The 21,749-nt window shown below is 65.2% G+C and carries 20 protein-coding genes; 13 read left to right on the top strand and 7 right to left on the bottom strand.

Annotation, left to right across the window (positions count from 1 at the left end; all coding sequences use genetic code 11):
- The first annotated feature begins 14 nt into the window (after positions 1 to 14).
- The 5 genes from AQ611_RS19785 to AQ611_RS19765 all read left to right on the top strand — a co-directional run bounded on the left by AQ611_RS19785 (position 15) and on the right by AQ611_RS19765 (position 5,461).
- Positions 15 to 1,610: an ABC transporter substrate-binding protein gene (locus AQ611_RS19785; RefSeq protein ID WP_069235770.1), complete on the top strand. Its 1,596-nt coding sequence runs from the start codon at positions 15 to 17 to the stop codon at positions 1,608 to 1,610.
- 20 nt (positions 1,611 to 1,630) lie between these two features.
- The gene (locus AQ611_RS19780) at positions 1,631 to 2,701 is read left to right on the top strand and encodes an ABC transporter permease (RefSeq protein WP_069236413.1); all 1,071 of its coding nucleotides are present in this window, start codon (positions 1,631 to 1,633) and stop codon (positions 2,699 to 2,701) included.
- A gap of 45 nt (positions 2,702 to 2,746) precedes the next feature.
- The gene (locus tag AQ611_RS19775; RefSeq protein WP_069236412.1) at positions 2,747 to 3,688 is read left to right on the top strand and encodes an ABC transporter permease; all 942 of its coding nucleotides are present in this window, start codon (positions 2,747 to 2,749) and stop codon (positions 3,686 to 3,688) included.
- Positions 3,689 to 3,785: 97 nt separating this feature from the next.
- Entirely contained in the window at positions 3,786 to 4,652 is an 867-nt protein-coding gene (locus AQ611_RS19770; protein ID WP_059515438.1) for an ABC transporter ATP-binding protein, read from the top strand.
- Positions 4,653 to 4,693: 41 nt separating this feature from the next.
- Positions 4,694 to 5,461, top strand: coding sequence for an ABC transporter ATP-binding protein (locus tag AQ611_RS19765; RefSeq protein ID WP_176704052.1), 768 nt, complete (start codon positions 4,694 to 4,696; stop codon positions 5,459 to 5,461).
- Positions 5,462 to 5,732: 271 nt separating this feature from the next.
- On the opposite strand, the gene bla is transcribed toward AQ611_RS19765, so the two are convergent.
- The 4 genes from bla to AQ611_RS19740 all read right to left on the bottom strand — a co-directional run bounded on the left by bla (position 5,733) and on the right by AQ611_RS19740 (position 9,615).
- Positions 5,733 to 6,626, bottom strand: coding sequence for a class A beta-lactamase (gene bla, locus AQ611_RS19760; RefSeq protein ID WP_069235769.1), 894 nt, complete (start codon positions 6,624 to 6,626; stop codon positions 5,733 to 5,735).
- A 541-nt stretch (positions 6,627 to 7,167) separates the two neighbouring features.
- Positions 7,168 to 8,400, bottom strand: coding sequence for a peptidoglycan DD-metalloendopeptidase family protein (locus AQ611_RS25005; protein WP_083237467.1), 1,233 nt, complete (start codon positions 8,398 to 8,400; stop codon positions 7,168 to 7,170).
- 173 nt (positions 8,401 to 8,573) lie between these two features.
- Entirely contained in the window at positions 8,574 to 8,972 is a 399-nt protein-coding gene (locus AQ611_RS19745) for an acyl-CoA thioesterase (protein ID WP_069236410.1), read from the bottom strand.
- 175 nt (positions 8,973 to 9,147) lie between these two features.
- Entirely contained in the window at positions 9,148 to 9,615 is a 468-nt protein-coding gene (locus AQ611_RS19740; protein ID WP_102720066.1) for an alpha/beta fold hydrolase, read from the bottom strand.
- Positions 9,616 to 9,666: 51 nt separating this feature from the next.
- On the opposite strand from AQ611_RS19740, the gene AQ611_RS25770 reads away from it, so the two are divergent.
- Positions 9,667 to 9,903, top strand: a complete 237-nt coding sequence (locus AQ611_RS25770) for a hypothetical protein (RefSeq protein WP_156789233.1) — start codon at positions 9,667 to 9,669, stop codon at positions 9,901 to 9,903.
- Positions 9,904 to 10,024: 121 nt separating this feature from the next.
- Positions 10,025 to 10,939: a LysR substrate-binding domain-containing protein gene (locus tag AQ611_RS19730; RefSeq protein ID WP_069235765.1), complete on the top strand. Its 915-nt coding sequence runs from the start codon at positions 10,025 to 10,027 to the stop codon at positions 10,937 to 10,939.
- Positions 10,940 to 11,025: 86 nt separating this feature from the next.
- Here AQ611_RS19730 and AQ611_RS19725 read toward each other — a convergent pair whose 3' ends face one another.
- Positions 11,026 to 12,180, bottom strand: a complete 1,155-nt coding sequence (locus AQ611_RS19725) for a porin (protein WP_069235764.1) — start codon at positions 12,178 to 12,180, stop codon at positions 11,026 to 11,028.
- Between the two features lie 419 nt (positions 12,181 to 12,599).
- Here AQ611_RS19725 and AQ611_RS19720 point away from each other — a divergent pair, with 419 nt between their 5' ends.
- Entirely contained in the window at positions 12,600 to 13,784 is a 1,185-nt protein-coding gene (locus AQ611_RS19720; protein ID WP_069236409.1) for an OpgC domain-containing protein, read from the top strand.
- A 66-nt stretch (positions 13,785 to 13,850) separates the two neighbouring features.
- Entirely contained in the window at positions 13,851 to 14,726 is an 876-nt protein-coding gene (locus AQ611_RS19715) for an alpha/beta hydrolase (RefSeq protein WP_069235763.1), read from the top strand.
- Here AQ611_RS19715 and AQ611_RS19710 read toward each other — a convergent pair.
- Complete coding sequence (locus AQ611_RS19710) at positions 14,698 to 15,690, bottom strand: delta(1)-pyrroline-2-carboxylate reductase family protein (RefSeq protein ID WP_069235762.1); 993 nt, start codon at positions 15,688 to 15,690, stop codon at positions 14,698 to 14,700. The two genes, AQ611_RS19715 and AQ611_RS19710, sit on opposite strands and share 29 nt — an antisense overlap.
- A gap of 348 nt (positions 15,691 to 16,038) precedes the next feature.
- Here AQ611_RS19710 and AQ611_RS19705 point away from each other — a divergent pair, with 348 nt between their 5' ends.
- A complete protein-coding gene (locus AQ611_RS19705; protein ID WP_059514435.1) occupies positions 16,039 to 16,914 on the top strand; it encodes an alpha/beta fold hydrolase in 876 nt (291 codons plus the stop codon).
- Between the two features lie 127 nt (positions 16,915 to 17,041).
- Here AQ611_RS19705 and AQ611_RS19700 read toward each other — a convergent pair whose 3' ends face one another.
- Positions 17,042 to 17,437 carry a carboxymuconolactone decarboxylase family protein gene (locus tag AQ611_RS19700; protein ID WP_059514437.1) on the bottom strand — a complete coding sequence of 132 codons (396 nt, stop codon included), beginning with the start codon at positions 17,435 to 17,437 and terminating at the stop codon, positions 17,042 to 17,044.
- A gap of 727 nt (positions 17,438 to 18,164) precedes the next feature.
- Between AQ611_RS19700 and AQ611_RS19695 the strand changes: the two genes are divergently transcribed.
- The 3 genes from AQ611_RS19695 to AQ611_RS19685 all read left to right on the top strand — a co-directional run bounded on the left by AQ611_RS19695 (position 18,165) and on the right by AQ611_RS19685 (position 21,724).
- Positions 18,165 to 18,341, top strand: coding sequence for a hypothetical protein (locus AQ611_RS19695; protein ID WP_176704054.1), 177 nt, complete (start codon positions 18,165 to 18,167; stop codon positions 18,339 to 18,341).
- A 308-nt stretch (positions 18,342 to 18,649) separates the two neighbouring features.
- On the top strand, positions 18,650 to 19,504 hold the full coding sequence (locus AQ611_RS19690) for a helix-turn-helix domain-containing protein (RefSeq protein WP_059514441.1): 855 nt from the start codon (positions 18,650 to 18,652) through the stop codon (positions 19,502 to 19,504).
- A 552-nt stretch (positions 19,505 to 20,056) separates the two neighbouring features.
- Positions 20,057 to 21,724 (top strand): ATP-binding domain-containing protein, encoded by a 1,668-nt coding sequence (locus tag AQ611_RS19685; RefSeq protein WP_069235761.1) that lies wholly within the window; start codon positions 20,057 to 20,059, stop codon positions 21,722 to 21,724.
- Positions 21,725 to 21,749: the final 25 nt, after the last annotated feature.

The raw sequence follows: 21,749 nt of genomic DNA, 5'->3' as shown, positions 1-21,749 counted from the left end.
CTCATGGAGCACGTATGAAATTCCCGCTGCCCAAACTCGCCGTGGCGCTCGCCGCCTGCACCTTGTTCTCGGCCGCGCCCTGCACGCGCGCGGCGACGCCGAAGGACATGTTCGTGATGGCCACGCTGCTCGACGAATTCATTTCGCTCGATCCCGGCGAGATTTACGAACTCGTGCCCGAGGAGTACGTGGCGAACACCTATGACCGGCTCGTGCGCGTCAATCTGGCCGATCCGTCGAAGTTCGACGGCGACGTTGCGCAGTCGTGGAGCGTGAGCCCGGACGGACTCACCTTCACGTTCAAGCTGCGGCCGGGCCTCCAGTTTCATTCGGGCAATCCGCTCACCGCCGACGATGTTGCCTGGTCGATCCAGCGCGCCGTGCTGCTCGACAAAGGGCCGGCCACCGTGCTCGCGGGCCTGGGGCTCACGAAGACGAACGTGCTCGCGAACGTGAAGAAGATTGACGATCTGACGATATCGGTCACCACCGACAGGAAATATGCACCGACCTTTGTACTGAACGTGCTCGGCTCGTGGCCCGCATCGGTCGTCGACAAAAAACTGCTGCTGTCGCACCAGCAAGGCAACGACTTCGGCAACGGCTGGCTGAAGACACACGAGGCTGGCTCGGGCGCGTACCAGCTCGTCAAGTGGACGGCAGGCGACAGCATCGTGCTGCAGCGTAACGACCGCTACCGGCTGCCGCTCGCGATCAAGCGCATCGTGCTGCGGCACGTGCCGGAAGCGGCCAGCCAGCGTCTGCTGCTCGAAAGCGGCGATGTCGACGCGGCACGCGATCTCAGCCCCGACGATCTCGCCGCTGTCGTCAAAAACGGCACCGCGAAGGCCACGGCAGCGCCGCAAGCGACGCTGCTCTATCTCGGCCTGAACACGAAAAATCCGACGCTTGCGAAACCGCAAGTGCAGGAAGCGCTGAAATGGCTCGTCGACTATAACGGCATCCAGAACCACGTCGTGAAGACGACCTACAAGGTCCATCAAACCTTCATGCCGGACGGCTTTCTCGGCGCCCTCGACGCGAACCCGTACCGGCAGGACGTCGCGAAAGCAAAGACGCTGCTGGCGAAAGCCGGCGTGCCGAACGGCTTCACGATCACGATGGACGTGCGCAACGATTATCCGTACACCGAAATTGCGCAGGCCGTGCAGGCGAATTTCGCGCTGGCCGGCATCAACGTCAAGCTCATTGCCGGCGACAACAAGCAGACGCTCGCGAAATACCGCGCGCGACAGCACGACATCTACATCGGGGAATGGTCGGCCGATTACATCGATCCGCATAGCAACGCGCAGGGTTTCGCATGGAACCCTGACAACAGCGATCAGTCTAGCTACAAGATGCTCGCATGGCGCAACGCGTGGGACATTGCGCCGCTCACCGCGCAGACACAGCAGGCGCTCGTCGAGCCGTCGGCGGCCAAGCGCGCACAGCGTTACCAGGCGATGCAGAAAGAAGTGCTTGCGAAATCGCCGTTCGTGATCCTGTTCGAGAAGGTCGCGCAGGTGGCGACACGGCCCAGCGTGAGCGGCCTCGAAGTGGGCCCGATCAACGATCTCGTATCGTATCGGCATCTGAAGAAACAATGACGCAACCTGCCAATCCCGATATGTCGACACCCGCCACCGCTTTCGAAGCGCTGCGCACACTGCCCGCGCGCCGCCCCGGCGTGCGCCGCGCGCTGCGTGCGGCGCGCGCGGCGCTCACGCTTGCCGTGACGTTCGCGGGGCTGCTCGCGCTAACGTTCGTGATCGGCCGCAAAGTGCCGATCGATCCCGTCCTCGCCGTGCTCGGCGACCGTGCATCGGCCGAAGCCTACGCGGCCGAGCGAATCGCACTCGGGCTCGACAAACCACTCGCGACGCAATTCATGATCTATGCGCGCGACGTGCTGCACGGCGATCTCGGCATGTCGCTGCTGACGTCGAACCCGGTGCTCGACGATATCAAGCGCGTGTTTCCCGCAACGCTCGAACTCGCGACGCTCGCCACGCTGATCGGCGTCGCGCTTGGCGTGCCGCTCGGCGTCGCGGCGGCCGCGCGGCACAACCGGCCGATCGATCACATCGCGCGCTTCGTCGGCCTGATCGGCAATTCGGTGCCGGTGTTTTGGCTCGGATTGATGGGACTGCTGCTGTTCTATGCGAAATTGCGCTGGGTCGCGGGGCCGGGGCGGCTCGATCCCGTCTACGACGGCATGGTGGAGCCGCGCACCGGCAGCCTGCTGATCGACGCGGCGCTCGCGGGCGAATGGGACGTGCTGCGCAATGCGCTGTCGCATATCGTGCTGCCCGCGGCGATCCTCGGCTATTACTCGGTCGCCTACCTGAGCCGGATGACGCGCTCGTTCATGCTCGATCAATTGAGCCAGGAATACATCGTCACGGCGCGCGCGAAAGGGCTCGCCGAGCGCGCCGTGATCTGGCGGCATGCATTCGGCAACATCGCGGTGCCACTCTTGACGGTGATCGCGCTCACCTACAGCAATCTGCTCGAAGGCTCGGTGCTGACCGAGATCGTGTTCGCATGGCCCGGCATCGGCTCGTATCTGACCGGGGCGCTGCTCAATGCCGACATGAATGCGGTACTCGGCTGTACGCTCGTGATCGGCGCGCTATTCATCACGATCAATCTGCTGACCGACGCACTCTATCGCGTGTTCGATCCGCGCGCCCGTTGATTTACCACGCCCCTTATCCTCATCGAACGATTGAACGATTTCGACATGCCTTCGCCCTCCCATCGCCGCCCGCCATCATCGGCCGCGCCCACGCTGCGCGAATGGCTGCTCACCGATACGCCCGCGTCGCGCCGCCAAGCGGCGCTCGGCCTCGCATACCGGCGCTGGCGGCGCTTCGCCGGCAATCCGCTGAACCTGATCGGGTTTGCGATCCTGGCCGCGCTCGTGGCCGTCGCGATCGTCGCGCCATTCGTCCTGCCCCACGATCCGCTGCAGCAGGTGCTCGCCGACCGGCTGCTGCCGCCCGGCTCGCCGTCACACTGGTTCGGCACCGATCAGCTCGGCCGGGATATTCTGTCGCGGATGATCGCCGGCTCGCGCCTGACGCTCGGCATCGCGATCCTCGTCGTCGCGATCGTCGTGCCTATCGGGCTCGCGATCGGCACGACGGCGGGTTTCTGCGGCGGCTTTGTCGACAGCGTGCTGATGCGCATCACCGATATCGCGCTGGCATTCCCGAAAATCGTCCTCGCGCTGGCATTCGCGGCTGCGCTCGGGCCAGGCGTCGTCAACGCGGTCGTCGCAATCTCCATCACCGCGTGGCCGGCCTATGCCCGGCTCGCGCGCGCCGAAACGTTGCGCATCGCGCACGCGGATTTCATCGATGCCGCGCGGCTGCAAGGTGCATCGCCACTGCGCATCCTATCGCGCTATGTCACGCCGCTGTGCGTGTCGTCCGTGATCGTGCGCGCGACGCTCGACATGGCGGGCATCGTGCTGACCGTCGCCGGACTCGGCTTTCTCGGGCTCGGCGCGCAGCCGCCGAGCCCCGAATGGGGCTTCATGGTGGCTTCCGGGCGCAACGTGCTGCTCGACGCCTGGTGGGTCGCGACACTGCCCGGCATCGCAATCCTCGTCGTCAGCATCGCGTTCAACCTGCTCGGCGACGGATTGCGCGACGTCTTCGATCCGCGTCATGGAGCCTGACATGCGATTGCCTGCACATACGCTTCACGCACCTTCGCCCGACGCCGAGCGCGCGCGTGCTTCGGGCGGATTGGCACACGGGAGCACGGCCGGCGCCCTGACACGCACGGCATCGGCCCCGCCTCTTTGCGAAATAGAAGGATTGCAAATCGGTTTTCGCACCCATGACGGCACGCTTGTCGACGCGGTGCACGATTTGTCGTTGTCGCTCGAGCCCGGCGAGCGGCTCGGCATCGTCGGCGAATCCGGCTCCGGAAAATCGTTGACGGGCCGTGCGCTGCTGGGCCTGCTGCCTGCTGCCGCGCAATGGCGCGCGCGAGCGCTGCGCTTCGAAGGCCGCGACCTGCTCGCGCTCGCGCCGCGCGAGCGCCGCCGGCTGTGCGGCAGCGCAATGGGGATGATCCTTCAGGATCCCAAGTATTCGTTGAACCCGGTAATGACGGTCGGCCAGCAGATGGCCGAGGCGTTCCGGCTGCGCGAACCCGGCTTGCGCGGCCGCGCGCTGCGCGAGCGGATCGTCGATGCGCTCGCCGCCGTCGAGATTCGCGATCCGGCACGCGTTACCGACGCGTATGCGCACGAATTGTCGGGCGGCATGGGGCAGCGCGTGATGATCGCGATGATGGTATCGACCGGGCCGCGCCTGCTGATCGCCGACGAGCCGACATCCGCGCTGGACGTCGCCGTGTCGATGCAGGTGCTCGCGGTGCTCGACGACATGATCGCCCGCCATCGCACCGGGCTCGTATTCATCAGCCATGACCTGCCGCTCGTGATGTCGTTTTGCGACCGGGTCGCGGTCATGTACGCGGGGCGCGTCGTCGAGACCTGCGCGGCGCGCGATCTGGCCCATGCGAACCATCCTTATACGCGTGGCCTGCTTGCCGCGACACCGCCGCTCGCCGATCCGCCCGACACGCTGCCGCTGCTCGAGCGCGATCCCGCGTGGCTCGGCTCCACGTGAAAAGCACGCCGAACATGGAATCAGTAACAGGAGCCTCCACCATGACGACCGCCCCCATGATTGAGATCCGCGATGCGTCGATCCGTTTTACGACCCGCGCCGGTCACGTCGACGCGGTGCGCGACGTAAGCGTATCGATCGGCACGGGCGACGCGTTCGGGCTGGTCGGCGAATCCGGGTCCGGCAAGTCGACGCTGCTGCGCGCGCTGACGGGCCTCGTGCCGCTTGCGCACGGCACGCTGTCGATCGGCTCGCGCCCGATCGGCGGCAAGCTCGAGCGCGCATGGCGCCGCGACGTGCAAATGGTGTTCCAAGACCCTTATGCGTCGCTGCATCCGCGCTTCACCGTCGACGAAACGCTGCGCGAGCCGCTCGCGATCCATCGGCTGCCTAACCCGGACGAACGAATTCCGCGCGCGCTCGCCGAAGTCGGCCTCGGGCCCGCATTTCGCTTCCGCTATCCGCACCAGTTGTCGGGCGGGCAACGGCAGCGCGTGGCAATCGCGCGCGCGCTGATCATCGAGCCGCGCGTGCTGCTGCTCGACGAGCCGACGTCGGCGCTCGACGTATCGGTTCAAGCGGAGATTCTCAATTTGCTGAAGCGGCTGCATCGCGAACGGGGACTCACGATGATCGTCGTCAGCCATAATCTCGCGGTCGTCGGATTTCTGTGCAGCCGCGTGGCGGTCATGCGCGGCGGGATGATGATCGAGCAGCTTGACATCGAGGACGTGCGTGCGGCGCGTGTCGGAACCGATTACACCCGCACGTTGCTCGCGGCGACGCAGGGATACCGGCGCGCCGGCTGAAGCCGGCGCCGCACCGGTCACATCCATGCATTCGGCTGCGCCGGGCGGCCCGGCACAGCGAGCCCTCCGATGCTGCGCGCCTTTACGACAAGCCGTTCATGGCGAACCGTCCGTTTATCGCTTCGTCCGTCCAGATCGGCGTATCGCCCGCCTGCGCGCTCAGTGCGCGATGTGCAGCGAAACCGCGCAGCTCGACGCCGGATCGTCCGCTGACGTATGCCGCTATCCAAGACAAGACAAGGCATCGCGACGGGCGGTAATAAGTTGGACCTCAGCCGAACGCACGCGCGACAATCCGCGCAGCCGACGCGATCACGTCATTGCGCGCGCGCGCCTGCTGAGCGCGCCCCGTCGTATAGATCGCGAGCACGATCGGCGCGCGGCCCGGCGGATACAAGACGCCGATATCGTTGGCTGTCCCATAATCGCCCGTCCCCGTCTTGTCGGCAACGCGCCATGCCGGCGGCACGCCCGCGCGAATCCGCTCGTTGCCCGTCGTATTGCCGAGCATCCATGCATTGAGCTGCTCGCGCTGCGCTTGGCCGAGCGCATCGCCGAGCAGCAGACGGCGCAGGCTCGCCGCCATCGCCGACGGTGTGGTCGTATCGCGGAGGTCGCCGGGAATCGCGGTATTCAGCTCGGTCTCCCGACGGTCGAGACGAAACTCGGCGTCGCCGATCGAACGCGCATAGGCGGTCACTGCCTGAGGACCGCCCAACAGCGAAATCAGCAGATTCGCGGCCGTGTTGTCGCTGTATTGCAGCGCCGCCGCACATAGCTCGGCTGTCGTCATGCCTGCGCCCGCGTGCTTGCCGGTGATCGGCGAATACTCGACGAGGTCGCGTTTGGCATAGACGATTCTGCGCGGCAGCAGATCAGGTTCGGCGGCGCTGCGTGCGAGAACTGCCGCCGACAGCATCATCTTGAACGTGCTGCAGAACGCAAAGCGTTCGTCGGCGCGGTACGCGATTTTCGCGTTCGTCGCCGTATCGAGCGCGGCCACGCCGATACGGCCGTCGAACGATGCCTCGAGCTCACGGAGCGCCCGTTGGGCATCGGCTGTGCCGACGTTGTCCGAATGTCCGGTAAGCGGTGCACACGCGCCGATCAATGGCGCGGAAACGGCGGCGATCAGTACTGAGCGGCGCGATAGGGAATGCTTCATGATCGATGGGTGAATGGTGAAGTGATGTATGGATGTCGGCCAATCCGACGCGCGGCACTCGCATGCCGGATTCGCACGCCGGTGAGCGTATCAGTTCTTGATGTGCGCGATCGTGCGGATTTGTCGCCGCGTCGACGTGCGTTGTGCTCTCCCGGCAGCGTGCGTGGCCGGCGATGTGCCGGCCTTTGGAGAGATTTGCTTGCGTGACGATGGCGCGCCGTCACTCGGCGTCAGGCCGCAGGCCGTGTCGAGAAAACTCATGAATCGCGCATGCGTTCGCCGCAACGCAACGGCCGTTACAAGCCGCTTTGCAAGCGTTCGTCAACAGTGTCCGATGCCATCGCCCGATGCGCGGCGTTACACACGGGCCGCATGACATGCGATCCCCACCCGGCGCACGGTAACGGTAAAACGCCGTCTGATTTGCGCGTCGCATCGCGGTACGGCAGGCTGCCGCGATGCGACGCACAGCCAACCGCCGCCGCCCGGCCGCTGACGGGCAGCACGGCCGGCATTGCGCGCTTCGCACGCCTGCATCGGCTCACCCCTGCTGCTTGCCCGTCAAATAAAGCATCGGATTGACCGGCTTGCCGTCGCGCCGCACTTCGAACAGCATCGCCGCACGCCCATTGTCGGCACCGCTTCCCATCTCGGCAATCTGCTCGCCTTGCCGGACAACATCGCCCGTCTTCACGAGCAGCTTGCGATTGCGCGCATAAGCCGTCAGGAAATCTGCATTGTGCTGGACCAGGATCAGCGTACCGTAACCGTTCAAACCCGCGCCCGCATACATCACGCGCCCCGCTGCGGCCGCGCGCACCGGATCGCCCGCACGGCCCACGATCTGAATGCCACGGTTGCGGCCCGGCTGGAATGTTTCGACGACCGTGCCAGCCACCGGCCACGCAAGCGCGATCGACTGCGCATGACGCTTCGTCTGTTGGACAACGCGCCGGTCAGCTGCGCGCTCGGCGGCGCTGCCGGAAGCCGCCGGCGTTTGGGACGTTTGGGACGTTTGGGACGTTTGGGACGTTTGGGACGTTTGGGACGTTTGCGGCACTTGCTGCGCCTGCGACGCTCGGGACGCTTGCTGCACTTGCGACGCTTGCTGCGCTTGGGACGCTTGCTGCACTTGCGACGCTTGCGACGGCACCGCGCCCGCCCCGGCCAACTCGGACACATTCGAGCTGCCACCCGATGCAGCGCTCGCCGGAATCGCCGCGAGCGCATCGCTCATCGTGAGCACATCGCTTACTGCGCGAGCATCGCCGGTCGCGACATCGACCGGCGATGGCAGCAAACCGGCCAAACCGGTGAATGCCAGCGCTGCGTCACCTGCATCGGCCGAGTCCGAGCCGCCCGGCTTTGCCGCGTCGGCCGGGCGCGTCGCCTGCGAACTGACCGCGCCGCGCGCATCCGGCGCCGCGGTCCACAGCACTTGGCCGATTGCAATCCGCGTGCGGCGGCCAAGCCGGTTCCATTTTTGCAGCTCCTTGACCGTGCAGCCCTTCGCCTGCGCGATCGCCGATAACGTATCGCCGCGCTTCACCACGTAACGGGTTGCGGCCAGCGGCGACGCGGCCTGATCCTGGCCGTTTGGCGCAAGCGCCGCCGTTGCGGCCTGCGCGGCACTCGCCTGCGATGCAACGGCTGCGCTCGCGAGCGTGTCGGTCGGCTCGACCGGTGACGACTGCGTCGCGCAACCGGCAACGATCAGCGCGGCGGCTATCCCGGAAAGCCACAAGACACGGCGGTCGATCTCGCTCTTGCTCATGCTCGAGTCAACTCCAAACGATGAAGCTCCCAAGCATCTCAAAATCGGCGGTACACACATGTAACCGGATGCAAGCAATGATGACAAAGTGCTCGCGGCCACCAATCGCTTCCCGGCGCGGCGTGATCTTCGGTGACCTTTCATACTTTGGCGCCGGTCCGTCGAATGCCTGCTCACTCATGGCCCTTCAGCGCGCGCAACAACACCTCCGGCACCGGCTTTTTCCCGCTGCCGTCGGTTGCAATGCACACATAGACGACTTTCGCACTGGCGATCTCGGCCGAGTCTCGCCAGATGTCAAAACCGAGCGTGAAGCTGGTCGTGCCGATCCGAATCGGCTGCACGTCAATGCGCGCCGAATCGCCCATCGACAAACTGCCGCGCCAGTCTATTTCGAGATGAACCAACTGCACTTCCGTGCCCGCCGATGCGAGAACGCGATACGGCAACTCGCGGAACTCGAGGAACGCGGCCCACGCTTCGCCGAGATATGCGACGTACCACATATTGAATACCACGTTCTGCTGATCGATTTCGCAGTATCTGACTCGGATGTCGGTGGAGAATGTCATGTCGAAAACCAGAATGGCGGATAACGAACGGATACCGCGATCGAAAGCACGGATTCCTGACGATTGCGCATCGTCGCTGGCGCGCGGGAGCCTCAACGCCACGCGATTCGCGCCAGCATCTAACTCGAGTCGACGCGCCGCGCCGGCGCGGGGTTTGCACCGAATCCCTTCGCATTCATGATTGCGCGCGCGTGATCCTGTCGAGCGCGTGCGCGACCACCGCCGGCTCGCTCAGAATGCGGCGGTGCCCGAGGCCCTTGAACACCTGTAGGTCCGCGATGCCATCGAGCGCGGCCAGAAGTTTTTCGGACTGGGACAATTCGACAAACTCATCATCCGCATCATGAATCAGCGTGACTCGCGCCCGTAATCCGGCGAGATTGTTGTCGGACGAAAACTCATGCCAGATCGTCGGCTTGCCGAACAGGGCTTCGAGATGACGCTTGAGCAGGTCGACCGTTTCCGGCCGCAGGTTCAGCGACGCGGTATAGCGGGTGATCAGATACGAAAAATCGCAGATGCCGGACAGCGCGACGAGATGCGACGCATGCACACCATGATTGAGCGCGTAAAACGCATACAGCACGCCAAGCGAATGCGCGACGACGACGTCAGCCGGCCCGTTGCGTTGTTGCAGCGCCATCAGAATCGCATGCACATCCAACAACGTAGCGGTATCGCCGCGCGATTCGCCGTGACCGACGAAACCGGCGCGTGCCTCGGCTCAACAGCGGCCGATGCGTTCGCGCGCGTCAAACCTTCCGGCACCGCGCCGAAACCGGCTTGCGGCAGCCGGACAAAAACCGCATCGATCGCCACCGCAACGCCGCAGCAAACAAAGAAAATATGTAACGCAAGCTTGAACGCCAGCAACCAAGACGAATCGTCACCGTCCATCTCCGCCCCCATGTCAGCCCATCGGCAAACATGATGCGCGGCATTTCGCCGCGGAAAAATGCGGAAACGGGCGAAGCCTGGCTCAGGCATCGCCTGAACGCGGCCCGCAACATTCCTGTTACCGTATCGCCCATTACAACGACAGCCCCCGCCCCATGCGATTCGACCTGACCGATCTGCGCCTTTTTCTACATGTCTGTGACGCAGGCAGCATCACGGGCGGCGCCGAGCGCGCGCACATCACGTTGCAATCCGCGAGCGAGCGCATCCGTGGCATGGAAGAAGAACTCGGCGTGCCGCTATTGCAACGCGCCAAACGCGGCACGCGCGCGACCGATGCCGGCCGCGCGCTCGAACATCACGCACGCGTCGTCCTGCAACAGATCGACCACATGCGCGGCGAGCTACAGCAGTACGGCGGCGGCCTGCGCGGCCACATCCGCCTGCTCTGCAACACCGCGGCGCTCAGCGAATACCTGCCGGATGCGCTTGCCGAATATCTGCCGCGCCATCCAACGCTGTCGGTCAGCGTCGAGGAACGTTCGAGCCAGGAAATCGTACATGCGATTCGCGGCAAGACAGCCGATTTCGGGATTGTTGCCGATTCGGTCGGAGTCGACGGGCTCGAACAAAAGCCGTTTCGCGAGGATTGGCTGATCGCCGTCGCAGCGCTCGATCATCCGCTCGCCGCGCGCGAGCGGGTGGCGTTCGCCGAACTCGTCGACACCGACTTCATCGGCATGACCGACGGCAGCGCACTGCAAGTTCATCTCGCCGAGCAGGCGAAGGCGCTGGGCAAGCGGATCGATTACCGAGTGCAGTTGAAGAGTTTCGACGCGATTTGCCGGCTGATCGAGCGCGGCGTCGGAATCGGCATCGTGTCGCGGCATGCGGCGCTGCGCGCGCAGCAAACGATGAAAATCCGCCTGATCGAGCTGACCGACGCATGGTCGCATCGGCGGCTGACGATCTGCGCGCGACGTTTCGACGAATTACCGAAGTACACGCGCGATTTCATCGCATTCCTGTCGCGTCAGCCGGACGGCACGCAGCCGGAAAGCGAAAACTGAGCGGCGTAAGCGCAACGGCGGCGGCACGCAGTGCACGCCGCCGCCGACCCGCCGTCAGGCGGTCAAACAGTCGAACAGCGGACCGATCAGAACTTGTGGCGAATCGCCGCGCGAACCGCGAACTGGTTCCCCGAGGCCGACGGGCCGTCGGTGCCCACCACATAACCGCCATCCGCGATCGTGCCGGTCTTGTCCCCCGCGACCTTCTGATACGCGCCTTGCAGATAGACGTCGGTACGCTTGGACAGGTTGTAGTCCGCCATCAGGCCAACCGTGTGGTATTTCGGCTTCACGTTGCTCGCGGCGGCGTCGAACTTGCCGTCCGTGTACACGTACTGCGCGCCGATGAAGAGCGCCGGCGTCAGCTGGTATTTGCCGTTGACTTCGAAGTTCTGGAATTTCGTCGCCGTCAGGCCCAGGCCCGCGAACGTCGATGCCGGCAGATAGACGGTCGACACCGGGTTCTTGATGTCGGCCTTCGTATACACGAAACCGACCGTGGCCGGGCCGAACGTGTAGTTGACACCGCCGCCGAAGATCCGCAGGCGGTCGGCCGTGAAGTTCGCGTCGTCGCCCGAAATCGCGCCGGCCGCCGTTTTGCCCGGATTGTTCGCCTGCAGATAAGCCGCCGCGAGTTGCAGGCCGCCAACCGTGTACTGCGCGCCGGCGCTGTACTGGCGGTTGTTCGAGAAGCCCGTGCCGTTGCTGAAGCTGTACGTGCCGCCGAACGACAGGCCGTTCCAATCCGGGCTCGCGTACTTGATCGTATTGTTCACACGGAACGAGTTGTCCGTGTTGTCGTTGTCGAACGGGTGCGAGAACAACGTGCCGCCCCAGTTGCCGTTCGCCGTCAGCGGCGCGAGGTAGTCGACGACCGAATCGTACTGGCGGCCGAGCGTGAGCGAGCCGAATTGGCTGTGCGACAGGCCCACGAACGCCTGGCGGCCGAACATCCGGCTGCCCTGGCCGAGCCGGCCGTTGTTCACGTCGAAGCCGTTTTCGAGCGTGAAGATCGCCTTCAAGCCGCCGCCCAGGTCTTCCGAGCCGCGCAGGCCCCAGCGGCTGCCCTGCGCATAGCCGCTTGCGAGCTGATAGTTGCTCTTGTTGACGCCGTTGACGTTGACGTTATTCGTATAGTTGAAGCCCTCGTCGATCACGCCGTACAGCGTCACGCTGCTCTGCGCGAAAACCGGCGCGGCGAAGGCGAGCGAAACCGCTGCACATACAACTTGCTTTTTCATTATCGGTATCTCCAAACCTAGTTCTAGTTGCTCAATCGGCTGCCTGGCAACGCAGCCTTGAATAGTGGTCGTCCTGGCGCCCGGCGCCGGAGCGCATCCATTGTGTCAACCTCAACGAATCATTTCGTAGGATTGATACGATGTTCGCAATACTGTCATGCACAAAATACACTGTCCATGTCGGTGCATGGAATTGCTTACCTATGTTGCGTGCGGCCAACTAATGCGCCGCCAAAGCGCCGGAATCAGGGCAAAAACGGCATTTTCCCGGTGTAAACCCTTAAAAGCGGCGATCGATGGCAAAATACGCAGCTATCGTCCGGATGCCTCGCCGTGCCGCTTTTCGCCATGCCGCCATTGTCTGTCCCCGTTTGCATGTCCATCCCACGTCGTCGCGCGGTTCACGCGTGCCGCGCCGCATGAGCGCTGCGGCCGCGCCGTCGCGGCGCTTCGTCGAACTCGATTTTTTTCGCGGCCTCGTGCTGCTCGTCATCGTCGTCGACCATATCGGCGGCAGCATCCTGTCGCGCGTCACGCTGCATGCGTATGCGTTATGCGATGCCGCCGAGGTGTTCGTGTTTCTCGGCGGCTTTGCAACCGCGATCGCATACAACTCGCTCGCCGAGCGCCAAACGGAAGCGGCCGCGCGCCAGCGCTTCATCAAACGTGCGTTTGAAATCTATCGCGCCTTCCTGTTGACGGCTGGCTTGATGCTGTCGATCACCGCGGCGCTCAGCGCATTCGCGATCGACGCGCCGAACATGCCGACCAACGATCTGGACGGGCTGATGAGCGCGCCGCTCGCCGCGCTGCGCGATATCCTGCTGTTGCGGCGCCAGCCTTATCTGGCCTCGGTGCTGCCGATGTACGCATTCTTCGCGCTGCTCGTGCCGCTCGCGCTGCCGGCCGCGAGAAGCCGTGCATGGTGGCTGCTGATTGCGGCGAGCGCCGCGCTCTGGCTTGCGGCGCGCAATATCGTCGGCTATCTGCCCACCGCCGAAGATACGCAATGGGACTTCAATCCATTCGCGTGGCAATTCCTGTTCGTACTCGGCATCGTCGCGCGCTGCCAGCCTGTCTACCGCGTGCTCGCGCGGCGGCCCGCCCGCTCGCATTGCGTGACGGCCATTGCGCTGGCCGTCGTCGTGGCGGGCGCGTATTACCGGCTGCGCATCGAGCCGTTCCCGGCCGATCCGTCGATCAAGCAGAACCTCGGCGCGTGGCGGCTCGCGAACTTCCTGGCGATCGCGTGGCTCGCGGCCAAGCTCGTGCATCTCGGCTGGATGCATCGGGTGGCGCAGGCCATGCCGTGGATCGGCACGATCGGCCGGCAGGGGCTTTTGTGCTTCGTCGCCGGCACCGGCATCTCGTTGCTGGTCGACTCGCTGCTGTACGCGGCCACGCAAGGCTATCTGAACGTGCCGCTCGGCCTCGCCGCGGATGCGGCGGCGCTCGGGCTGCTGTACGTCGTGGCGAAGCTGTATCCGCCGGTGGCCGCACGCATTGCCGCGCGATTCCAGCGAATGCCGCCGGCGCGGCCGCCGCGCACGCCTGGGCCGCAGTGGCCGATCCGGCTGCCGCATCGCCGGCACAACAAACGCTGAAAATCCGAGTGACGGCTGTCATCCGACGCTGATAGCCTACGCGCTCGCCATGATAATGACGCCGCCATGCGCCGATTCCTTTCGCCTCTCGTCACGCTGTTCGTCACCGCGCTCGCTGCCGTTACCCTCGCCGCCCACGCGGCCCCGCCCGCGCCGGCCGCCGCCGCCACCAGCAGCATCGTCGCCCGCTCGTTCCGCTCGCCGGCACTGCGCCGCGACTGGTCTTACCTGGTTTATCTGCCGCCCGGCTACAACCCGGAAGGTGCACGCTACCCGGTGCTGTACCTGCTGCACGGCAATGCCGGCAACGCCTACGACTGGATCACGCAAGGCCGCCTGCAAACCACCGCCGACGCACTGATCGAGCGCCGCGAGATTCCCCCTGTCGTGATCGTGATGCCGCAAGGCGGCACCGACTGGTACGTCGATCGCAAGGAGAAGATGCAAAGCGCGTTCCTGGACGATCTGCTGCCGGATGTGGAAGCGCATTATGCAGTGTCGAACCAGCGTGCGGGGCGGGCGATCGGCGGCGTATCGATGGGCGGCTACGGCGCGCTGCGCTTCGCGCTCCTCGAGCCGGAGCGCTTTTGCGGCGCGATGCTGCTCAGCCCGGCGATCTATTCGAACGAGCCGCCCACCGGGTCGGCCGCGCGCTACGTCGGCGTGTTCGGCGACAAGCAGTTCGACCCGAAGATCTGGCACGAGCTCAACTATCCGGCACTCTGGCACGGCTACTTCGCGCAACCGCTGCGCCTGCCGATGTTCATCGCCGCCGGCGACGACGACCTGTCGATCCAGGCCGAATCGAGCGTGCTCTATACGAACTTGCGGCGCGCGCAAAATCCCGCCGCGCTACGGATCGTCGGCGGCGCGCATACGTGGGACGTGTGGCGGCGGCTGCTCGGCTCGGCGCTCAAATACACGCTTGAGTGCGTGAAGTAGCGGCGGCCAGCGCGACCCGGCACGCGGCAAGATCCCATGCCGCGCAGCCGACGCTCTTGAAGAATACCGGCGTTGCCCGATCGTGCGGGACCGGGCGGCGCGCCGCGTGGCCGGCCGCCCCGCCGGCCGGCGCCGCGCGCTCGCGCAGCGCATCGGCCAGCGAATGCACACGCGACCACTCGACGCCCGCGACGAGCAAATCGCCCGCCTCATGGCGCGCGCCGTCGGGATCGTCGACATAGAGCGCGCTGCCCGCGATCGTGCGGCCGCCGACCTCGGCCGCATCGCGCGTAAACGCTCCCACACCAACGACGAGCCGCCCCGCGCGCGCAGGCTCGTCGTAGACCGGCGCGGCACTCGTCGTCGACGTGATGACGACATCCAGCGCATCGGGCAACGCGGCATCGCACGCGAGCGGTTCGAGCCGCGCCGGCGCCGGTGACGCCGGGCGCAATCGCTCACAGAACGCCGCCGCCTGCGCGGCAGTACGCGCTTTCACATGCACCCGGGCCGTGGGAAACAGCGCGGCCAGCGCAGCGACATGATGCTCGGCCTGCGTTCCCGTGCCGATCAACAGCACGTCGCGCGGCGCCGCGGCCAGGAACGTGCGGATCGCGAGCAGCGTAACGGCCGCCGTGCGGCGGCCGGTGACGGTCGGGCCGTCGAGCGCGAACAGCGGCGCGCCGCTCGACGGATCGATCGCGCTGACCTGCCCGCGTATCGTCGGCAAGCCGCTCGCGCGATTGCGCGGGCAGACCGTCACGAGTTTGTGAATCGCGAGATCGGATGCCGCCGCCGGCATCGACAACAACACGCCGCCTTCGTTGAGCGGCACGACGAGCCGCGCCGGACTCGCGATCAGGCCATCGGCGGCGTCGAGCGCCGCTGTCCCCAACGCATCCACCAATTCGGCGAACGGCGTCAGCCGTGCCGTTTGTGCGGCGTCGAATACTGTTGCCGTCATCGCGTCTCCCGTGGTTCTCCAAACTCAAGCATGTCCGGCCGCTTCGCGCGCGAATGCGCGGCGTGCGCACGCGTTCGGCCGCCGCCGCGCGGCCGAACCGGCCGGCTCATATCGCGTGCGGCGTCCGGCTTCGGCCAAACGTTTCATACGGTCAATGCTGCAATGGCCGTAAAAAACCGTCCAGCTCCGTCATCCAAGCGACGAATATTTCATCCGCTTGCTTCCGCATATCGTGTCGTCATCAGCTAGACTTTTATCGCACGAACGTTCGTGTCCGTGTGCCGCGACGTCTTCACCGCCGCATCGCAAAACCGCAGACACCGACAATAAAATCAGGGAGATAGCATCATGGAACAGTCGCAACGCGTGACTTCGTTCAACAACGATGGACTGACTTTCGACGTCATCGATACCGGCCCGCTCGACGGTGAAACCATCGTCCTGCTGCACGGCTGGCCACAAACCGCGAAATGCTGGAGCAAGGTCAGCGCCACGCTCAACGCCGCAGGTTATCGAACCGTTGCGCCGAACCAGCGCGGCTATTCACCGGGCGCACGGCCGCCGCGCGTCGGCGCCTACCGGATGTCGCGGCTCGTCGGCGACGTCGTCGCGCTGATCGAGCGGCTGGGCGCGGGAGCCGTCCACGTCGCCGGCCACGACTGGGGCGCGGCCGTCGCCTGGGCGCTCGCCGGCAAGCGCCCGGACAGAGTGCAGACGCTGACCACGGTATCCGTGCCGCACTCGGGCGCGTTCATGCTCTCGATGCTGACGAGCGATCAATTGCTGCGCTCGTATTACATGGGGCTGTTCCAGTTGCCCAGACTGCCGGAGTGGTTCATCACGCGCTTTCGAGGGCTGTTCAAGCGGCTGCTGCTCAGCACCGGCATGACGCCGGCCGATGCGGATGGCGTTTATGCCGATATCTTCGATGCCGGCGCGCTGACGACGTCGCTCAACTGGTATCGCGCGATGACATTGACACCGCCGGGCGATCTGTCCCGCAAGGTGTCCACGCCCGTGCTGCATGTTTTCGGCGCGCGGGATTCGGCGCTGTCGCCACGCGGCGCCGAACTGGCTCGACGCTTCGTGAACGGGCCCTTTCGGCTAGAGATACTGCCGAACGCGACGCACTGGATTCCCGAGCAAAACCCCGGGCAGCTTGCGGCGCTGATCCTCGAATCGATCGCGGCGCGCCCGCTCACGGCCCGGCTCACCGCCGCCTGAACCGGCGCTACCGGGCACTACGCAAACGCCGCGGCATCGCAAACAGCAACCGGTGGCTGCGCGCCTCATCAGCCGGCTATGCGCCGTCGCCCGAGGCCGTCGCCGCGCACGGCCCGTTCGACGGCGCTCATTCATCGTCGGGCACGCTCAGCCCGAGCGCATCGATGACCTCGCGCGCATGACGGAACGCCTCGACAGCCGCAGGCGCCCCCGCGTAGAGCGCGCTATGCAGCAGCACCTCGCGAATCTCGGCGAGGCTCGCGCCGTTGTTGAGCGCGCCGCGGATATGCCCCTTCAGTTCGTTGCCTCGGCCGAGTGCTGCGAGCATCGCGCACGTGCAGAGGCTGCGCGTCTTCAAATCGATACCGCCGCGCTGCCACGTGCTGCCCCATGCATGCTCGTTGAGCCAGTTTTGCAGCGGCCGGGAAAAGCCGTCTAGATCACTCATCGCGCGCTCGACGAATGCTTCGCCCATCACCTGCGTCCGGCGCGCCTTGCCCTGCTCGCGGTCTGCTTCGCTCATGCTGCTCTCCTGATCCTGATAATCGGGAAAACCAGCAGTTCAAACGATTTAACGGATGTACGCAATAGCGTGCATGCCTGCGGCAACGGTTCGTCGCCACGCTGGCCGGCTTGCGTGGGGCCGCTTTCCACGGCGAATGGTGGCGCCCGGCGCCCAATATGCGCGCACTGCGCCGCACGCGATTCGTTGCCGGCCCTGGGCCGTTCACGAATGAGCCGCTTTCGCATCGCGCTTTGCAAAAACACGGTCGAGCCGTTCGCAAGAAAGGCGCGGACAGCCTCGATTTCGCACGGCCGCCATGCCCGGCTGACATCGCAGTGCACCCGCAATTACATCCCAATAATCAATATTGAAAGATAAATTTTCCAACAATCTCCCAATGAGATTCAATGGCTCATGCCGGGCGACTCGCACGCCATACCTCTCGGCATGAAACACCGCCGGCGCGGACGATCGCCTTACCGAAAGAAACATTGCCTTGGCGCAAGCGCCGGCGCGATGCACATCGACTTCAAGTTTTTTAACAAAATTGCCGTTAACGGAATGTTGTTGCGGCAGCGCCGCCGCCCTTCGCTCGCTCGTCCGACGCCGTCGCGGTTTTTGTCGGATTGACGGCCCGCAAGCGCCCACAAGCCGGTTGCACCAGACCGGCCGTACCTCATCAGGACATATGAATCAGCTACACGTATACGGAGTTTCAGATGTGAACGAGGAAATCGCACGCGTCATGCTCAGTTCTGCGAAGGATGACGGCCGCGTTGCCTGGGATCGCCAACATGACCGGCCCGGCTGGCTGAACGGCCAGATCCTGCTGGGCGGACGCTTCACGTTGGACGAGCTGCGCGCGATCGTCGCGCTATCGGCCGGCGGTGCCGCGCCTGTACCCTACGATCCACTCGGGTAGCGCCGGGCATCGCTCAGCGAACGTCCTGCGCGTGTCCATTCGCGGCGATTCGAGGCAATTCGCGGCTTATTCGTCGTCACGCCGGATACCGCCGGACGTCCATCGCGAACGGTTGTTACCTGCGGAAACACCTTTCACAGAAAAAGCGCACATAGGTGCGCGGAGCGAACTTTGTTTTGCGGTAAAGTTCACACTTTCACGCGTGGCCGGTCGGCTCGCTTCACACCGGGGCATCGTGCGATGCCGTACCGTGCGCCGCGAGGCGTGCATGTTCGAACGTCATTCGATCCGATCGTTTTGCGCAGCACATGGCCAACGAAGCAATCACTACGGACTCTCTTGCCGTCGCAGAGCGTGTGCGCGAGCTCATGACTCGCCACGGCATCGGCAAGCGTCAACAGACCACCGAGCTTTGCCGCATTCTTGATTTGAGTTTTTCGCAGGGGCATCGCAAATTGCGCGGCAGCAGCCCGTGGACGCTGTCGCAAATCAAGAAAGTCGCCGAAGCATATGGCGAGCCCGCCGCGCAGCTGTTCGGCGCGCAAGCCCTCGATCCAGGCATGGTCGGCGCATGCGCTCAGGACGCCATGCTGTACTCGGGCATCGCCGAAATTCCATGCACCGCATGGATTGGCGGCCTGCTCGAACCGGGCGCGCGCCCCGAGTTCGTCGCTTACGAACAGCACGGCCGCTGGCGCGTGATGCGTCACACCGGCACGCTCTATCAAAACGCATACGACGTTCACAAAATTGAAATCTATCCGCGACGCGCGGAGAACGACAAGCTGCTCGTCGCGGTGATCGACGCCGACACCGTAAGCGCCAACGAAGTCTGCCGCTATCTCGACGAGCAAGGTTTCGTGACCGTGCGCTTCGCGAGCGCGGCCGCGTTCATTGACGCGCTGCAAGGCCAGGCGTTCGACGCAATCGTCACCGAATGGATGTTCGACAATCGCACCGCGGCCGACGCGATTCAGGCAGTGCGCGCCTCGGACAATCCGGGCGCGCCGATTTTCGTGTTGACGGGCGACCTGCTGACCGGCCGTGCGAGCGAGGTGGAGATCAGCGAAGTAATTCGTATGTACGACGTCGTCTGCTACGAAAAACCCGCGCGCCTCGCGATTCTGAGCGCCGACTTGGCGAAGCGTTTGTCGCGCTCCTGAGCGCGCGAACGCGCCGCGCCCGGGGTGGCGTAGCTTGGTGGCAAACGCGGGCTGCGAGAATTCAGCGAGCGTCCGTTTCGGATGGCGCCGTCGGCGCGGCGGTCTCCATCCGAAAAGCAGCGCGCTCGAGGCGAGCCGAACTTGGGGGCAACGGCACGAGTTGCGCCGGGCCGCCGGGCTTGGGCTTCGGCGCCCAATCAAATCCGTTTTAAATAACGCTGGTTTCAACAACATCGCGGCCGCCCGCTCCAGCCTTCGAGCTGTGTCAAGCACATGGCGCGCCACCGCAAGCGGCTTCGCCGCCAAACAGCGCCCCCTCCGACGGCAGCAGCCAAGCTGCTTGAATTTTTCCGCCATCCCCGCGGACAGCATGGGCCTCGACTCGCGCCGGCCTCGTACCGCGTTACCTTCGATCTTGCCGGTCTAACGGCGCCCACTGCCGACCGCATTCCTCACCGAAAACGTTGCGCTGCGGCCCGCCCAGCGTGCTTGCGCACGACGTGCGTACAATACGCCGACGTCTTTCGAACGCACGCACTGTCAGGACCGACGATGGCCCGCATCATTCCCGACGACTGGAAACATCTTGCCGCCGCCGGCGCGGCTGAGCGCGAACGCGAGACGCTCGCGACTCTCGAGCGGACGCTGCCCGACGCCTACACTGTCTACCACGGCGTGCACTGGACGCGCGCCGACCAGAATTTCTCGGTGTTCGGCGAAGCCGATTTCGTGATCGTGAGCCCCGCCGGCCGCATCATGCTGATCGAGCAGAAAGCAGGCTTTCTGCGCGAGACTCCCAAGGGGCTCGTCAAGGTCTATCTGCAAACCGAGCGCAACGTGTCGATCCAGCTTGCGCGCACGCTCGAACATTTGCGCAGGCGGCTCACGGCCGCATTCGGCGCGGGTGCTTACGGCGTCGACGCGCTGCTTTACTGCCCGGACTACACCGTGAAGGAGCCGGCGATCGCGGGAGTCGCGCCCGCGCAGATCGTCGATGCGGCGCGCAAGCATTTGCTCGCCGAGCAGATTGTCGCGGCGCTGCCCGCCGACGAACCGCCGTTTCCAGGCGCGGCGAAAATCCATCACTTCCTCGCGGACGAACTGGCGCTGACGCCGGACACGAGCGCGCTCGTCGGCCATGCCGATACGCTCGTCACGCGGCTGTCCGGAGGGCTCGCGACGTGGGCGCGGCGGCTCGCGTTCGAGCCGTTCAGGCTGCGAGTGATCGCCACTGCCGGCTCGGGCAAGACGCAGCTCGCGGTGCAGGCGATGCGCGATGCCGTCGCGGCAGGCCGGCGCGTGCTTTATGTGTGCTTCAATCGGCCGCTTGCCGATCACGTCGCGCGTATCGCGCCCGAACACGCGAAAATCGCGAACTACCACCAGCTCTGTGACTGGGTGCTGCGCGACAGCGGCTATGCGCCCGATTTCGGCTCGCGCGACGCATTCGCGCAACTGGAAGCGCGCTTTGCGCAAACGCCGATCGCCGAGCGCTGGCGCTTCGACACGTTGATCGTCGACGAAGGGCAGGACTTTCAGCCGCCGTGGGCCGCCGCGCTCGAGCGGCTTGTCGCGCCCGGCGGCGCGTGGTGGTGGCTCGAAGATCCGCTGCAGAACCTTTACATGCGCGAGAGCGTGCCGCTGCCCGGCTGGGTGACGATCGAGGAAACGACCAACTACCGCAGCCCGCGCGATATCCTCGACTATGTGCGCGAGATCGTCGGCGGCATCGAACCGCTCGCGGCGCGGCTCGTCTCGGGCAGCCCGTTCGGCGGCTCCGACCTCTCGATTTCCACCTACGATCCGGCATCCGGCGACGCGGGCGCGCAAGCGTGCATCGACGCGACGAAGCGCGCGATCACGCACGCGCTGTCGCTCGGCTTTCGCAAGCAGGACATCGCGGTGCTGTCGTTCCGCGGCCGCGACGGTTCGGTGTTCACCGCGCTCGAGCAGCTCGGCCCGCATCGCGTGAAGAGCTTCACCGGCCGCTACGATTTGTTCGGCAACCCCGAATATCGCGAAGGCGACGTGATGCTCGATTCGATCTACCGCTTCAAGGGGCAGGCCGCGCCATGCGTGATCCTGACCGAAGTCGATTTCGACGCGTTCGACGCGCGCGCGGCGCGCAAGCTGTTCGTCGGCGCGACGCGCGCGACGATGAAACTGATCATCGTCGCATCGCAACGGGCGGCTGCGTCGATCGCGCCGGCGCCGGCCTGACGCCGTATGCGCGGCGGCGGGCCGC

Origin of the sequence: Burkholderia singularis (assembly GCF_001718875.1) — a bacterium.
Classification (GTDB): domain Bacteria; phylum Pseudomonadota; class Gammaproteobacteria; order Burkholderiales; family Burkholderiaceae; genus Burkholderia; species Burkholderia singularis.
The sequence above is the reverse complement of the archived record's forward strand: the minus strand, read 5'-3'. Positions and strand labels throughout refer to the sequence as shown.